Below are 15,682 nucleotides of genomic sequence, written 5' to 3' on the forward strand. Positions count from 1 at the left end.
CCAGAACCTATAGTGACAAGCACTTTTTGTCGGTTCAGTTTATCTGAATAAGTTATTCATTATTATGATTTTGTGGCAGCTAATTTAGATGATGAGAGCATGATCTATGTTGCTCAGGGCAGATACCTGAAAGCGCTGCTTTACTGCCCAGTGATCAGAGCGTGTTGTTATGGATCTTTAGATGGGCTTGCTGATACTTCATCCGCCGTCAGCTCAGCGCCTAACTCTTCCACTTCTTCGAGTGTATCAATATCTTTTGCTAGCTCTAGGGCATCCACTACGGGCAGATAAACCAGCGGTCTGCGGTGACGTACGCGACGGCGGGCTTTGATCAGTATTTTTCGCAGGCGTCTCTCCAACGTGTGCTGAGCGATGGAACCCGAAGCCAGTTCTCTGGCACCCGCAATGGCATTGCTCAGCACCGTGGTGGTGAGATGCGGTAGCTTAAACTTGGCTAACTGCTTGAGATCCTCTTTGATGAGAAACCAGAGGGCACCACGGATCATGGTGCTTTTCCGCTGCTCTATTCCACGGTTGCGAGTTTGGTAGGCGAGTCTTGTTAGGGTGAAAATCAGTCTTAGGCGCAGCGCTTTGGGGTTGATGATCAGTAAGTGGCTGGGCAGTACGGTGGTTGGCTCGGTATCGCCTGTGGGGATGACTTGGTACTTGGGTTTCCAGCCGGATGAGCCTAGTTGCTCTGTTTGTTCCGGTACTTTGATCAATGGAAAGAAAATATCACTGTGACCCGATTGACGATATAGCTCGGTGAGCTGCTTGAGTGTCTCGGGATCAGGTAATACGTCGCAGGCAAAGAAAGCAACGGGATCATTTGGATGCAATAGCGATACGCTTTGCAGCGCGGCATCAACATTCTCATCTAGTTTGCCGTCAGTGTCGATGATATGTGCCAGATCCGATACCGGTTGATAGACGTTCATCGGGCCGGCGATGTAGATGGGGCCAAACATGCCACAGGCGTTAATACGCTCAATGATCACTTCGATAATAGGGCGATTGTTGATCCGTATAGCCATGCCTTTATACGCGGACAACGCGTGCTTATCGCTGACATCGTCCGGCAGCTTTGCCGGGCGTTGATCTTTACCCCCCAATATCACCAAGGGGATTGGAAAGTGAGCCGTTTGATTCATCGCTGGACGCTTTTTTATCTTCCTCTTTCCTACGGTTGATCATTTTATAAGGTGGAGCGGTTAAAATTTCAACAGCTCAGAGGGTTTCAGCTTACAGTTTTATTGGTCTAAATAGGTTGCTCTGCCGTAAACTATGGAAAACATTTTCTATTTTTCAAGCGGCTACCTATGAGTGATTTAAGTGACCTTCGGCGCGAATACACCGCAGGCGGGTTGAGTGAGGCGGAACTACCCGACACGCCATGGCCATTGTTTGAGCGTTGGATGCAGCAAACTTGCGATGCTAAATTGACTGATCCAACGGCGATGGTGGTGGCGTCGGTTGATGAGCGTGGCCAACCTTTTCAGCGTATTGTTTTGCTGAAGCGTTTCGATGCTCAGGGATTTATCTTTTATACCAATTTGGGTAGCCGTAAGGCGGCGCACCTGGCTGCTAATCCTCGTATCTCGCTACTTTTTCCTTGGCATGCACTTGATCGCCAAGTGGCTGTTTGTGGGCAGGTAGAGCAGTTAAGCAATACTGAAGTTCTGAAGTACTTTGTGACTCGCCCCCGTGATAGCCAAATAGCTGCTTGGGTGTCAAAGCAGAGCAGTCGTATCAGCGCGCGGCAGGTGCTTGAGTCTAAGTTTATGGAGATAAAACAGAAGTTCTCCAAAGGGGAGGTACCGTTGCCAAGTTTTTGGGGCGGCTATCGAATTGTGCCTGAAACCATCGAGTTTTGGCAGGGTGGCGAACATAGACTGCATGATCGCTTCCTCTACTCTAAAGCGATGGAAGGTGAAGACCTCTGGCAAATTGAGCGATTGGCGCCCTAGGCGTTTGTCGTTTGAATCTATTGATGACGGGCGGTGGCTCTGGTCACTGCTGTTTCTTCAGCTAACAGTGCGTTGCACGGCTTAGATTGGAATTCTCTGCGCTTGGGAACTTCAGGGTTGGCAAACCGATATTCATTCCTTGTTAACTGGCGTTTCAGTTTGGTGAAGGTATTAAATAACGCTTGTATCCCCACTTTGTTAGTTAAGAAATAGGGCATGTTTCCTGAGGGATTGGTAAATCCCTCATATCTGACCTTAATCGTGTTGCCTTCTAGCGGGCTGATCTGCCAACAGGCTTCTGCATCGAGCATTCTTAGGTAGCCTTCTTGCGTAGGATACGCGTTAGGACGCGATTCTGCGGCTAAATATAACACCCCTGAATCGGGCTCTTGCCAATAACGTGATGCGGTGACCAAATCTCGTTTGTTGACCGGCCACGGCGGGTTGAATCGCGTGTGTACCAAGTGTCGATTTGGCGGTTGAAAGATGATCACATCAGCCCCTTCGGCATGCTCAACCCAATCAGGATTCGCCTCAGTGTGCAACAGCAGGGTGAGAAAAGCGCCGCGGGTTGCTTCCACCTGTATTTCCGCTCTGAATTTCTGAAACGGAGGGCTATCCATTGACTGGGTATAGATATCCACGCCTCTTTCTGACAGCTGCAATTGCCAATCTTTCGCTTGCGAAGAGAAGGCGATAAAGATGATTGCAACGACAAAAATGGGCATTATTTATGGATACCTATGGTGGAGAGACTTTTTGTTGTTCGCTGTTCTCATCGGGCTCTTTGTATCCGAGCACTTGCGGATGACTACAGGCATTACAAGCATTGGAAAAAGACTTCCATTCACCTGTTTCAAGGTAACCATCTACCGGGTTGTAATCCATGGTGCATATTTGCGGTCTGGGATCTGTGCATGCTTGTTCAAACGGTTGTTGTGTTGTTTCATCGTTGCATCCGAATAACAACAAGCAAGCAACTAGTGGGGCGACAAACTTCATTTTACTTTCCTCAAATTGAACTGGTACAGATTAACCTAAGCCAAATGCCCTTTTTAATAATTTGTGCCTTAACCGTCTTGGTACCAGGTAAGCCAACAGGGGTAGCAGTCGAGCGCCATGGCCATAACGAATTAGTAGAGGTGGTCCTCCGGGTCTTAACAACTCTCTGACTACATGATCAGCAAATTGTTTTGCGGGAGTCGCATTTTGTTGCGACATGGCTGTCCGTTTTGCGATCCCGGCCGAATAATCAGCATATTCGCTATTGATATCGGGTAGCGCCGACTCTGCGGCGTTAGCAAAATTTGATGCGATAGCACCCGGTTGTACCGTGACTACCTTGATATTGAATGGCGCCAGTTCCATCTGTAGCGCCTCATCGATAGCATGAAGCGCAGCTTTTGAAGCACAATAAACTCCTGCAAACGGCGTGACCGTGATCCCTGATACGCTACCGATATTAACCAGGCAACCATGGCCTTGGCGCTTCATCTGCTTGGCTGCTAACTGGCATAAACGGAGTGGTGCAAACAGGTTAACGTCGAACTGATGACGTAATTGGTTTTCATCAACCGCCAGCATAGGCCCCATCTGTCCATAACCAGCGTTATTTATCAGCATATCTATATGTCCAAAGTCGTCAGACACTTGCTGTAACAGGGTTTCGCACGCGCTTTTGTCTGTGACATCGAGTGGCAGGGCATGTGCGCCTAAAGCGACCAGCGAGGAGAGTGACGCCGGATCTCTCGCTGTGGCAATCAACGAGACACCCTGCGTGAGCAGGGCTTCAGAGAGTGCTTTGCCGATACCACTGCTGGCACCAGTGATGACTATGACAGGTGTTGGAACAGACATTGAAGCCTAATAGCTAACTGACTGATCTTAGAGCGTAACGCGACAAGATCGCGGAAACAACAAGCTTCTACATGGTTATCGAGATAGAGGTGCGTTTATGCGACTTTTATTGGTTGCAACATACGTAGCTCTGTCAGACGTTCACGCCACTCTTCTTGTGTGTCCATATTGAAACCTAACTGGATCGCTATCTCTGGTTGGTTTAGTAGCGCCAGACGAATAAAATCGTTACGGCAAAGGCTTGTTCCTTCGACAGGTAGATCTGCAAGCCCTTTGGCGTAGTCAGATCCCATGCCCCACAGGGTCAGTACTGAGCGAAGCATACCTCGGTTATATAGCAGTGCGGTGCGTTCCAACGGCAGGTCCGTATGCTCTGCCAATAGTTCACTTTCTCTGGCGGCGATAGATAGAATGGCAAGTGCTCCGGAAAAGTAGAGCACACTGGCAGTTAAGACGTCAGCGATTGCAACAGGAAAATGGTGCTCAGGTAAGCGGCCACGCCTTTTCCAGTAGGCTTCGGATGCGTCTTTGACCAACTGCCAGCTCCGTTGCCAATTCGTTTGTAACAGGGGACGCATTTCCCGCGGTACGTGCTGATCTTGATGCAGCTGTCGACTCGCATAGAGTAGCGAAGTCTTGGCTACTCTTTGGAGGCCTAAGCGTTTAATGGAATCCTCAATGCGGGTACATTCGTTCCAGCCAAACCCATACATGGCTGAGTTAGCCATCTGCAACAGGTAGCCGGCAAATGCGGGGTCTTGCACGACGGCGCTGGAGACCTGACCGATGCTGCTATCATCTTCGTTACATAGGCGGCGAACTTCCAATACGTTTTGCGGTAGCGCCAACAAAGAGCCCTGTTCAGGGCCTAATTGGCGCTTCAATGCGGGTAACAATGCTTTGATGAGATTATTTGGAGTCATATGCGGCCTACTGCTCTCTGGCTCGCTCAATAAATGAACGCGTGTAAAAATTCCTGACACTAGTTTAGTGCATTTACTATCCAAGTGTTAAATCTATTTCGTGATCCATAACGACAAACAGTTATGAAGCAGACTAAATTGAGAACATGGTAGCCAGATTAGCTACCATGTTATCGATTACTGTCGGTAACGTTGTCCGAGCAAGCCTAGCAGCATAAGTACTGTTAGCACGACAGCTGATGTTGCTGGAGTGGCAATATTTGGGATGCTATCTACGACTTTGAGTGAGATGTCTCCGAAATATGCCTCGGAGTCATCATCACCGCGAATAAAATTACCGAATGCACCAAATTCAGCAACGTACATGTTTTCAAATTCACTATTTTCTAGTGCTTCGTCTGAACCTTCAAGTTCGATATCCAGATAGATATCGAAGAGATTATCTGGACGAGATGCACCTCTGGTGAACCCTTCAATGACTAAGACAAACGATCCTAAGTCGTCATCATAGACAAACCAAGGTAGATCCCATGCGCCTTCTATCATGGGGTCAGATCTGAGCCAGAAATAGTCAGAATCGCCAGATGATGAAAAAACTGCTTCGATCTGTTCGGCGTCACTATCGACAATGATCCATCCTGAAAACTCAGAGTTGTGATCAGGAATATCATTCGTTAGAACACCTACAAAATCAAATTGAAGCAATGCGGCTTTGGTGGCGCATATAGGCATCAAGCTGAGTAATAAAACGATGATAACGCGGGTCACGACAAGCTCCTTCTCTAGTGGGGATCCTAGTCAGCTAATAGACATTTGTATGATTATCAGCCATATCTCTGACTTTAGCAGGAATATAGTTTGCTGCTATAGCAAAAGTAAAATAAAAAAACCGTACTGTAAAATATAGTTTTATCAATATGTTAGCTAAAGTAGCTTACGCTTACCTACTTACCAAGGAAGCTCGCTACCGTCCCAAGCAAAGAATTTCCCCGTATGAGATTGAGTCAACTGACTTGATAATCGAAGTAGATGACTAGCGGTGTAAGCGGGGCTAAATAGTTTGTCGCTATCGACATTGGCCTGAAATGGGGCGGATAGCGGGGAGTCTGTGGTACCTGGGTGCAGTGCGACGCATATTGTATTCATTCGTTTTCGTTGCCATTCAATGGCAAGATTTTTCACGCCCATGTTGAGCGCTGCTTTCGCCATGCGGTAGCCGTACCAGCCTCCTAAGCGGTTATCACTGATACTTCCAACTCTGGCAGAAAGTGCTGCAAATATGCTTTGACCACGACTTTTTTTGAGTAAGGGTTCTGCATGCTTGGCTACTAGTAGCGGCCCGACGGCGTTAACTAACCAGCTGTGGGTCATATGAGCCGAAGTTAGCTGAGTCAAAGACTTCTCCGGGCGGATCACTCCCTCATGCAACATCCCCGAACAAATATAAATCTTTTCGATGCACGGCCACTGCTGGGCGATGCTGGCAAAACAGCTTTCGATTGACGCTTCAGATTCAAGGTTAAGTTCGAGCTGCGTAATTTTGCCACTGCTTGATTGTTTGCTCGGTGTGCGATGGGTCACGACAATGCCCTCGCAATGCTTATCATTGGCTAGCTGGTCAGCGAGAGCAGTGCCAATGGCTCCGCCACCAATCACAACTGCACGGAAATTGCTGGTTGTCACTTTGCGTTGTCCGTTAGTTGAGAGTCGATGTCGGCACGGGAGTCGTGGTCATCATCCGCCGTTTTTTCTTGCCTAGCGGGTAACTCTTGCTTCATTTCGATCATCTCAAACTCAAATTGCTCTTCTAACGTTTCTTTGGGGACCTTCATCGTCTACTCACTTATCACCGTGTGCTTTTGTAAGCGGGTTAATTGGTTACACCAGATAAAACGCAGTGGATAGAAATATTTACGCCGCTGACGCCTATTTGGATCTGGTTTAATGAGGTTTTTCGGTCGCAATTTGTTTGTAATGGAATTTGTGTGCCAATGTGAGATATTTGGAATGATTATCTAAGTTCAGAGGTGAATTCATTCAATTAAATTAATATATAACAGAAGGTTACATTTTTTTCTCAATAGGGGGATTTTGCTTGTGTCTGCGGAAAAAAAGCTTAGATAGTTCTCGCTTCTCGTCGTGGTGAGAAATTTGCTGACACACTGGCGCGTCATGTGGAGTCGATTTACTGCGATAAAAGTGAGTATAAGTAAATGCTTAGATAAATGAGTTGAGTATGCTAGGCTTGCATATTAGCCATTCTTTATTACTGTTATTGGTCATACTGGAAAGACTATAAGAAAAGAGGAAGAAAGGAATCAATGAGTAGTCAGCGTCGTCGTAAAGGATCAGGGCGCGTAACCCTGGCGGATATTGCCGCAAAAGTCGGGGTCAGCAAAATTACCGTTTCCCGTGCCATTAGAACACCCGACAAAGTATCCGAATCGCTCCGTTTAAAGATCCAACGTTGTATTGATGAACAAGGGTATATCCCCAATCGTGCCGCCGGTGCTTTGGCGTCATCCCATTCCCAAACTATTGCTTTATTAGTTCCTTCATTCAGTAACACGGTGTTCACTGAAGTGGTAAAAGGCGTTGATGAGGTCATGCTGTCTGAGGGCTATCAGGTATTAATCGGACACAGTGGCTACTCAACGTTAGAAGAGGAGCGCTTGATCGAGACATTCTTACAGTATGCAGTCGATGGCGTCATTCTCTCTGGTAGCCAACATACAGAGCGTGCTCGGCGGATGCTCACACAAGCGAATATCCCCGTCGTAGAGATGATGGAGTTAGCGGATAACCCGTTGGGTGTTAGCGTTGGTTTTGATCAAGTTCAAGCTGGCAAAGCGGTCACTGAATACTTGATTGGCAAAGGTCACAAAACAATCGGCTTCGCTGGTGCGCGCATGGATCACCGGGCGCAGCAACGACTTCGTGGTTGGCGAGAAGCGATGTGGCAGGCGGGTTTAAGTGATGACCTGTTGATCACCTCACAAGCGCCTTCCAGTTATGCCATGGGGGCAAACTTGCTGGCTGAGTTCGTTCAGCGTTGGCCTGATTTAGATGCGTTATTCCTGTGTAACGATGATCTTGCCGCCGGTGCGCTGTTTGAATGTCAGCGCCGTAATATTCGTGTTCCCCATGATTTAGCTGTGATCGGCTTTAATGATCTGCCGATAGCCGCATCGACGGCGCCATCGTTGACCACTGTCGCGACGCCTCGTTACGAGGTTGGCGTACGGTCAGCGAAAGAGTTATTGCGCATGCTGAATGAGGAAGAGGTGAGTGAGTCTCGGATCGATTTAGGCTTTGAAGTGAAAGCGCGGGAAAGTGCTTAGCTTTGCGCTATCAATCATCATGACACAAAAGCCAGCTCAACTAGCTGGCTTTCTTAAACTCAAGAACGGCCGATAAACAAGCCTGTGTGACTTGCTCTGCAGGTGGTGAAATATCGATAGAAGTGGCTTCGTTTGCTGATGGCTCTTCTAAAGTATGGAACTGGTTTGTCAGCATGTTCTCATCAGTAAAGAAGTGGCCTTTACGTTGTTTAAAACGCGGTAAGATGGTGTCGTAGTCGCCTTTAAGAAACAGCAACTTTAGATCGGTATTACCCTTTCTGAGTAAGTTGCGATACTGTTTTTTTAACGTCGAACAACTGATGATAGCGTTATCTCCGTTAGCTATCTTATCGTGGATTAGCTGTTGCAGTGTTTCGAGCCAACCTAATCGATCTGTGTCGGTGAGGGGTTCACCACGTTTCATCTTTGCGATGCTAGCGGGAGAGTGAAATACATCACCATCGTAGTAACGCCAACCAAGTTGCTCGCTCAGCATTCGTCCTATGGTGGTTTTTCCGCAACCAGAGACACCCATTAAAAGTACAACTTGTCCTTTTTTCAAACGGCTACCCTCCCTGTCGTCACGCTGATTAATTCAAGGTGCCTGAAAGATATCGCTAACATTGAATATCCGCAAGGCGAACACCGCTGGACTGTTCAATAATGTGACATTCAACGGTGTTCACTAATGTTTACGTTGGCTTCTAATATAGGTACTGCTGAATCAGTTGGCGAATATCTGTCATTCCGTAACTATCAGCGGCCATCTGTTTTGGCGCAATCAGCAGTGCGCCTGACTCTGGGGTTGACGCCAAACGGCCATGGCTGCCTTTGACCAAGCTTGCATCGAGCGGGATCACATCCATTAACATGCGGAAACCGAGCTTTTTTTGCAGTACGCGCCAAGCGATCTTGGCGATTGGCAGGCGCAGTTTGGGATCGACGAACAGCTCTACCGGATCGTAGCCTGGTTTGCGGTGTATATCGACGGTGCGGGCAAAATCGGGGGCAAGCGTATCGTCTAACCAATAGTAGTAGGTAAACCAGGCATCGGGCTCCGCGATAGCGATTAACTCTCCGGAGCGCTCATGATCGATGTGCAATGCTTGTTGCTGCTCCCTATTAAGTACCTGTGCAACGCCGGGGGTGGTCATCAATAACTTCTGTATGTTTGCGACATCTTTTGGTTGACTGACGTAGATGTGCGCTATTTGATGATCCGCGACGGCAAAGGCATCTGACGCGCCAGCATCGAGCAGTTCCCAGCCCATTGAAGGACGGATTTTAAGGTACCCCTGCTGACGCAATATACGATTCAGGTGAACCGGTTTTGATACCTGTTCTATGCCATATTCAGAGACCACCATTACCTCTCCGCCACCGGCTTTAATATGATCGATCAGATCGCCAGCGACTTGATCAATCGCTTCGATATCTCGCCATATTTCCGGGTGTTCCGGCCCCAGCTTTTGCATGTTGTAGTCGAGGTGAGGTAGGTAAACGGTTTGTAGCGTCGGCCGATGCATATCGAACTCAAGCTTGGCTGCATTGGCGATCCATGCACTGGAGCGAATATCGGACTTCGGACCCCAGAAATTAAAGAACGGGAATTTACCCAGCTGTTGTTCCAGTGATTCATGCAGGCCAGGTGGTGATGAATAAAGGTCTGGAATTTTTCTACCATCGGCAGGGTAGTGTGGCCGAGGGGTAATACTGTAGTCGACTTTAGCGTACATGTTGTACCACCAAAACAGCTGGCTGATTTTGGCACCGCTGTTATTGGCTTTCAGCGTATCCCAGACTTTGTCTCCCTGTACCAATTGGTTGCACTGTTTCCAAAACGCGACTTCGGCCAGGTCACGCATATACCAGCCGTTGCCAACAATGCCATGTTGATTGGGTTGCCTCCCGGTTAACATGCTGGCCTGTGCTGTGGTGGTGACCGCAGGGAAGACTTCACCCAGTGGACAGCAAAACCCGTCGGCGATCAGTTTGTTGAGTTGCGGGGTATGTTTTCCCAGCAAAGATTGCGTGAGCCCGACGATATTGATGATAGTCAGTGACTTCTGTTGCGGCATATTCGGTTCCAGAGCTGTATTGGGTTGGGGAGTTAATTGCTAAGCAGCTGCCATTGGCTCAGTTGCTGTTCAAGCCACGACAGTTCGCCGCAGATCCCTGTAATGAGTGCATCGTTTGAATTTGGCCGTTGGTCTTCTGGTAGAAGTTGCCAAGTATAGGTTTCCACTTCGATGTGGGGGTGACAATCCTGGTGTTGCTCTAAAAACTGGCAAACGTGAGAGATCTGATCAGCGGTGGTGGTGAGCCGTTGGCTAATCAGCTCTGTGGCCTGCAGCGGCACGTGGAAGTGGATCCGCCATGGGTTAGATGAGGGCAATGCGACGCTGCCATCTAACAGGGCTGCCAAATCATCGATACGCTTGCAGCCTTGCTCAACTTGGGTAGCGACTTGATGCATATACTTGGGTTCGGCAAATGCCTGGAGATCATTTCTGGTGTCTGCCCGTGCAGGTTGATTGGCGACTAACGCACTCGATACTTGGAGCTTGCCGATAGTGATGCCAATGCGGTGGATCGCATCCAACGACGCATAGATATCTTCATGCATCACTGCTTGGTGGCAGATATCGTAGCAACAGCCGAGATGGCGTTTAACCAATGCGAAAGGGATCTGGTTTTGTGCTGCTGTTTGCCGGAGCGTAGTGTCGTAGAAAGCGATCAGCTGACTGGTGTACTCAAGGGCGCATCCTGGCTCCATCTCTATACAGAAGCGGATCTGTTTGCCGGATTCCTGTTCCAGCGTGGCCAGGGCGGTGGCCAATTGGATTAGCTGTTCTGCTGCTTGCTGCTGTTTCTTCTCTGTCCAGTCTTGGGCATATCCCAAAGGGAGAGTGGATATGGTGCCGTAACTTTCGTTATCGGGGAGGCTGGCCACTAATATCTTTGCCAATTTCAGGCTGTACTCAAGGCGCGCTGGATCGCTCCAATCGGGCAGGTAGGCAAGCTCTTTGACACGAGCCTGGTGAAAATTTCCGGCAGGAAAACCATTTAAGCTGCGCACTTGGATCGCGTGCTTCTCCAGCTGCAGCTGCCACTGCTTGAGATGCGCTGGTGCCGACAGCAACTCGCTGGCGGCACGTTCGCTTAGCCACAAGCCAGCTTCCATCTCTGTCAGCCCCCGTTGCTCTCGTACCGGGGAGATAAAGTCAGTGATGTTGCGGAGTACTTCAGCCAAGCTCTCACCTGGATGGACGTTACTACAATAGCCGATCTGTTGTTTACGCCAACGCTCAGCCATTAATCTTGATCGACCTTTGTCGTATCCGTTTCAACCACCGGCTCCTGACCGCGTAAGGCAGAGTTATCCAACCACAGCTGGGTTTGGTCGATGGCGGGGCGACTAACCTCTTCGACGCTGATACGGCCGCTCTGGGCGAAGAAGTTAATCGGATTTTCAAAGGTAACTAAGCTGATATCCTGCTCACTGAAACCGGCATCCCGCATCGCTTGCGCAGTTTTCGGGACTTTTAGTGGATCACTGACGCCCCAATCTGCAGCACTATTGATCACCATCTTCTCGGTGCCATATTGTTGCAGCAGTTTCACCATGCGGGGTTCAGACATCTTGGTGTTGGGATAGATGGAGTGGCCACGCCAGCACTCTGTTTCCAGCACCAGTGGTAGGGTTTGTTCATTCAAGTGGTCGATTAACACCATATTTTCGTCAATACCGATCTCTTTGATCATGGCGATGGTGCGCTCTGTGCCAGTGAGTTTGTCGCGATGTGGTGTGTGTACCAGAACCGGCAGTGATAGCTGTTTTGCCAGTTGTATCTGTTCTGCCATAAAGCGTTCTTCATTGGGGGTGATATCGTCAAAGCCAATTTCGCCGACACCTACCACGCCCTCTTTTGCCAAGTAGCGGGGCAGTAACTTCATCACCTCTTCAGCGAGTGCAATATCATTACTCTCTTTCGGATTTAGCCCCATAGTGCAGTAATGAAGAATGCCAAATTGACTGGCTCGAAAACGTTCCCAGCCGACCAGCATGTCGTAATAGTCGACGAAACTGCCGACCGAGGTTCGCGGTTGTCCTTGCCAAAAAGCCGGTTCAATTACGCCAATAATTCCAGCGTCGGCCATATTCTGATAATCATCGGTGGTGCGGGAAACCATATGGATATGGGGGTCGAAATAATTCATCAAGCGAACCTTTGCTTGCCTTATGGCGAATAATCTTTGAACGATATAGTTGTTATATCGGATCTAGAGAGTGATATCAGTGAGATGCTTCAAACGTCTCGGCTCTGCACTGCTGTTCACATTGTGACTGTTGCAGTGCTTGTTTTGCTGTCATTAGTGCATGATGAGTGTCATCGCCAATGATGCTATCGAACAGGCGCTGGCAGCGCTCTGTCATATTCAGACAATCTATCGCCAACCAGATGGAATCAGGCACCGGCCTGTTCGCATCTAACCGTTCTTCAACATAACGTAGCGCCATGATCGATAGATTATGATTGCGCCTTGCTTCTAGCCCGTAAATAAATGAGATGTTAAGTCCTTGAAAAAGAGATTTAATCACTAACTGATTAAACGCGTCCTGGCTAAAAAAGATCGCTGGGTAGGGATTAAACAGGGCGATAGCGGTAAATAAGTTTAGGCTATTGATGCGGCATGCTTCGATGGCGAGCGCAGCATTTTTTCCCTTGGGATCTAACAGTTGCAAGCCTTTAATGAGGGCAGCTCGTTCGTTCTCATCTCCCCGTTTATAGCCAGCGAGCAGCGTGTCACCCTGCTTATCTGCTTCACAGCCCGTAGCTTGCTGGGCGGCGTGGCAGAGCAAGATGCGCACGGCATCGGTGCAATGCCAATGCTGTGGGGTCCAGGCTTGTGGTTTTTTCGGCGCTGATAGCACGGTTGTCGTTGGCAAAGCCAACTTTGCGCTAAATGGCGCTTTGCCTATATGGTGGATCGCCGAGGTAGAAGCTTGCTCCCATGTCGTGAGCGGAGAGTCACTCTCGGTCATGGTATCGATAGCCTTTGTGAGCCATTGCCAGCGGGGCGGCGACAGCTGCAGCTCAAGCTGTTGACGGATAACTTCGACTAGTTGGGGGGCAGAGCGACTACTCATTTTGGGCTCACGTCATATAAAGTTGTTTGGCGATCAGCTTTCCCGGCACCATCAGTAACAGGAGTGCCAATGCGGCGAGGGGCAGTCCTGCAGCTAACAAAAGTAGTGCATCGAATGGGATAATCCCCATCAACAGCATGATGACCATGCCTTTTACTGCACCAGGGGTAAAATCAGTATAGAGCTGCTTCAAGCGCAGCATCAGTATGATCCAGCCGGAGAGCGTCATCGCCAGAAATAGGTAACCGTGAGGCGTTTGGCCAAACCATAACGTCACCAGTAGTAGCATCACTACCGTCATCACTGCTGCAACGGTAAGCAGACGTTTAGGGTTAGTGGCGCAGGTTTCTTGCTGGCTCAGTAGGGTCAAGCCAAAGATATAGGCAAATACGGGCAGAGGTAGCAGCGCCCAGAGTGCATTAAGTTCAATGATCGATAGTCCCAGTAACCAGTTCAGGTAACGGCAACTTCCCATCAAGCCCGCGGCAACGAATCCTTGATGACGAATAGCGTCATAGGCGACTACGTTGATCGCCAATGCTAGCGCGATATAAAAGCTCTGCATACCCAAAGATAGGCTCAATGCCAAGCCAGTTAACAACAAACCCGCGCCGCCAACAAACGCCCACTTAACCGAGAGTTGACCAGATGGCAGGGGGCGCTCAGGTCGCTCTCGTCGATCTTCGTTGAGATCAAAGCAGTCGTTGAGCACCATGCCGCCATGGAAGAAACAGAGGCTGATGGTGATTAAGGTGAGTAGTTCGGCAATATCACCATGACCCTGTGTGGCAATAAAAAAAGCCGCCACAATGTTGCCAATGGCGCTGAAACCGTTAGGCAGGCGGATCAGTTGCAGTATTGCCTTAGTGAGCGTTCTATTGGCCATATGTGGCATCCAGTTTGAGCTTTATATGGGGCAAGTGTCCTTGTATTAACCATTGGGCACAGCGTTGCATTAGTTGGGCATCAATATCTGATACTTCACTGGCTGCACCGATCCCGGAAAGTAGGGTAATACATAGGTTGCCTCCGAGGTGCTCTCTGAACTCGTTCAGTGCATCCTGCATATTCATCGCTTCCAGTTCAGCGCAGCTGAGCTGAAATCCGGCACCCTCTAAACAGATAAGGATATCGGCGCATTGCTGTTTTGATAGGCGCCCAGTTTGCCAGGCGTAGAGGGAATCCAGTGCAATACCAATGGCCACCGCTTCACCATGGCGTAGTCGGTGTCCAGACAGTGCCTCCAGCTTGTGAGCCGACCAATGGCCAAAGTCCAGCGGCCGCGCTGAACCCATCTCAAATGGATCACCACTACCGGCAATATGCGCTAGATGTAATGATGCACAACGCTTAATCATGGTAAGTGCAGCTTCATGATGGAAGTCTGTTAAAGATGTTCGATGGGCCAAAAGGTAGTTAAAAAAATCGCTGTCCTTGAGGAGTGCGACCTTAACTGCTTCGGCAATCCCGGCACGCTTGTCCCGTTCTGATTGGGTATCGAGAAAATCGAAGTCATTGATCACCGCAAACGGAGGCGCAAATGTGCCGAGGTAGTTTTTGCGTTGTTGGTGGTTAATTGCATTTTTGACCCCAATGCCAGCATCATTTTGTGCCAAGGTAGTTGTCGGCATGCGGATTAAGCGAATGCCTCGGTGTGCGGTTGCTGCGGCATAACCTACGGCATCAAGTACAGCCCCACCACCAATCACCAGCAGATAACTGTGGCGATCAACCTGCTCGTCGGCGATGCGGCGATAAAGCGCCTCTAACATCGCCTCCGGCTCTTGTTTACAAATTTCACCGCCTCTGACCACTTCATGGGGAAGCAGGTTAAAGCCATGGCGTTCTGCATATGCCTGCAGTTTGTGAGGCAAATCGGCATGATGATGCAGTACTTCACTGTCGATGACAGGCATTATTTTGGGTGAGGAGGGCAGGGTGCGCGGGAAAAGGTTAGCCAGCGTCATATTGCGCAAATTCAGTGCGTCGCGGGTAAAACTGACCGGATAATTAAAGCTTACTTGAATGCGGGTGTGCACAGTTTCAGTCACTGCAGCGAAACTCAATGGAGCGACGTGTTTGTTTTTGGTGCTATGAATTTGGGACATCGGGGCCTCGGCGTTTGTTCTAATCGTTTATTACCGCGTCCTGCAGAAAAATTGTTCATTTATTCAGCAAAGGGAGTGACAGAATGACATAAACAGAGCGTCATTAAATTGACGGTAGTCTGAGTTTGGGTAAAAGCAAACCTGTTTTTTCTAGGTTTTTTCCATTGTCAAAATGTTATCTTTCGCTAACCAGTTGATTTTAAATACAAGCCGAACATCAGCGAATGTTAAAATTACAATGATAACGGTAACAGATTTGTGAAAACGCTCACAAACTATGCAATTGGCCGTTAAAAACCCTACATGATTGCCCCTTTCTTGTGCGGTAATAGAG

The 15,682-nt window shown here is 48.8% G+C and carries 17 protein-coding genes; 2 read left to right on the forward strand and 15 right to left on the reverse strand.

What is annotated here, in order from left to right; translation table 11 throughout:
- Nucleotides 1-167: 167 nt before the first annotated feature.
- Nucleotides 168-1,151 carry a nucleotidyltransferase family protein gene (locus EZV61_RS04220; protein ID WP_130566586.1) on the reverse strand — a complete coding sequence of 328 codons (984 nt, stop codon included), beginning with the start codon at nt 1,149-1,151 and terminating at the stop codon, nt 168-170.
- A 168-nt stretch (nt 1,152-1,319) separates the two neighbouring features.
- Here EZV61_RS04220 and pdxH point away from each other — a divergent pair, with 168 nt between their 5' ends.
- A complete protein-coding gene (pdxH, locus tag EZV61_RS04225; protein ID WP_114338764.1) occupies nt 1,320-1,967 on the forward strand; it encodes a pyridoxamine 5'-phosphate oxidase in 648 nt (215 codons plus the stop codon).
- Nucleotides 1,968-1,984: 17 nt separating this feature from the next.
- Here pdxH and EZV61_RS04230 read toward each other — a convergent pair whose 3' ends face one another.
- The 7 genes from EZV61_RS04230 to EZV61_RS19405 form a co-directional block, all read right to left on the reverse strand.
- A complete protein-coding gene (locus EZV61_RS04230) occupies nt 1,985-2,695 on the reverse strand; it encodes an START domain-containing protein (RefSeq protein ID WP_131414446.1) in 711 nt (236 codons plus the stop codon).
- A gap of 13 nt (nt 2,696-2,708) precedes the next feature.
- Nucleotides 2,709-2,969, reverse strand: a complete 261-nt coding sequence (locus EZV61_RS04235) for a hypothetical protein (protein ID WP_205695317.1) — start codon at nt 2,967-2,969, stop codon at nt 2,709-2,711.
- Between the two features lie 30 nt (nt 2,970-2,999).
- Nucleotides 3,000-3,824 (reverse strand): SDR family NAD(P)-dependent oxidoreductase, encoded by an 825-nt coding sequence (locus tag EZV61_RS04240; RefSeq protein ID WP_131414447.1) that lies wholly within the window; start codon nt 3,822-3,824, stop codon nt 3,000-3,002.
- A 95-nt stretch (nt 3,825-3,919) separates the two neighbouring features.
- Nucleotides 3,920-4,747, reverse strand: coding sequence for an HDOD domain-containing protein (locus tag EZV61_RS04245; protein ID WP_114338761.1), 828 nt, complete (start codon nt 4,745-4,747; stop codon nt 3,920-3,922).
- Nucleotides 4,748-4,924: 177 nt separating this feature from the next.
- Nucleotides 4,925-5,515 (reverse strand): hypothetical protein, encoded by a 591-nt coding sequence (locus EZV61_RS04250; RefSeq protein WP_114338760.1) that lies wholly within the window; start codon nt 5,513-5,515, stop codon nt 4,925-4,927.
- A gap of 180 nt (nt 5,516-5,695) precedes the next feature.
- Nucleotides 5,696-6,430 carry an SDR family oxidoreductase gene (locus EZV61_RS04255; protein ID WP_131414448.1) on the reverse strand — a complete coding sequence of 245 codons (735 nt, stop codon included), beginning with the start codon at nt 6,428-6,430 and terminating at the stop codon, nt 5,696-5,698.
- Nucleotides 6,427-6,579 (reverse strand): hypothetical protein, encoded by a 153-nt coding sequence (locus tag EZV61_RS19405; RefSeq protein WP_165569525.1) that lies wholly within the window; start codon nt 6,577-6,579, stop codon nt 6,427-6,429. Before EZV61_RS19405 ends, EZV61_RS04255 begins: the two co-directional genes overlap by 4 nt.
- 489 nt (nt 6,580-7,068) lie before the next feature.
- On the opposite strand from EZV61_RS19405, the gene gntR reads away from it, so the two are divergent.
- Nucleotides 7,069-8,088: an HTH-type transcriptional regulator GntR gene (gntR, locus tag EZV61_RS04260; RefSeq protein ID WP_114338758.1), complete on the forward strand. Its 1,020-nt coding sequence runs from the start codon at nt 7,069-7,071 to the stop codon at nt 8,086-8,088.
- 40 nt (nt 8,089-8,128) lie between these two features.
- Here the strand turns inward: gntR and EZV61_RS04265 are convergent, their stop codons facing one another.
- The 7 genes from EZV61_RS04265 to EZV61_RS04295 form a co-directional block, all read right to left on the reverse strand.
- Nucleotides 8,129-8,650, reverse strand: coding sequence for a gluconokinase (locus tag EZV61_RS04265; RefSeq protein WP_205695318.1), 522 nt, complete (start codon nt 8,648-8,650; stop codon nt 8,129-8,131).
- Nucleotides 8,651-8,792: 142 nt separating this feature from the next.
- On the reverse strand, nt 8,793-10,166 hold the full coding sequence (locus EZV61_RS04270; RefSeq protein WP_131414449.1) for an alkaline phosphatase family protein: 1,374 nt from the start codon (nt 10,164-10,166) through the stop codon (nt 8,793-8,795).
- A 32-nt stretch (nt 10,167-10,198) separates the two neighbouring features.
- Nucleotides 10,199-11,404, reverse strand: a complete 1,206-nt coding sequence (gene eboE, locus EZV61_RS04275; protein WP_131414450.1) for a metabolite traffic protein EboE — start codon at nt 11,402-11,404, stop codon at nt 10,199-10,201.
- On the reverse strand, nt 11,404-12,309 hold the full coding sequence (locus EZV61_RS04280) for a TatD family hydrolase (RefSeq protein WP_205695319.1): 906 nt from the start codon (nt 12,307-12,309) through the stop codon (nt 11,404-11,406). The genes eboE and EZV61_RS04280 overlap by 1 nt, the downstream gene beginning before the upstream one ends.
- A gap of 76 nt (nt 12,310-12,385) precedes the next feature.
- The gene (locus EZV61_RS04285; RefSeq protein WP_131414451.1) at nt 12,386-13,240 is read right to left on the reverse strand and encodes an EboA domain-containing protein; all 855 of its coding nucleotides are present in this window, start codon (nt 13,238-13,240) and stop codon (nt 12,386-12,388) included.
- A 7-nt stretch (nt 13,241-13,247) separates the two neighbouring features.
- Nucleotides 13,248-14,126: a UbiA family prenyltransferase gene (locus EZV61_RS04290; protein WP_165569526.1), complete on the reverse strand. Its 879-nt coding sequence runs from the start codon at nt 14,124-14,126 to the stop codon at nt 13,248-13,250.
- On the reverse strand, nt 14,116-15,348 hold the full coding sequence (locus tag EZV61_RS04295; protein WP_131414453.1) for a 3-dehydroquinate synthase: 1,233 nt from the start codon (nt 15,346-15,348) through the stop codon (nt 14,116-14,118). The genes EZV61_RS04290 and EZV61_RS04295 overlap by 11 nt, the downstream gene beginning before the upstream one ends.
- Nucleotides 15,349-15,682: the final 334 nt, after the last annotated feature.

This window comes from Corallincola luteus (genome assembly GCF_004336975.1).
Taxonomy (GTDB): domain Bacteria; phylum Pseudomonadota; class Gammaproteobacteria; order Enterobacterales; family Neiellaceae; genus Corallincola; species Corallincola holothuriorum.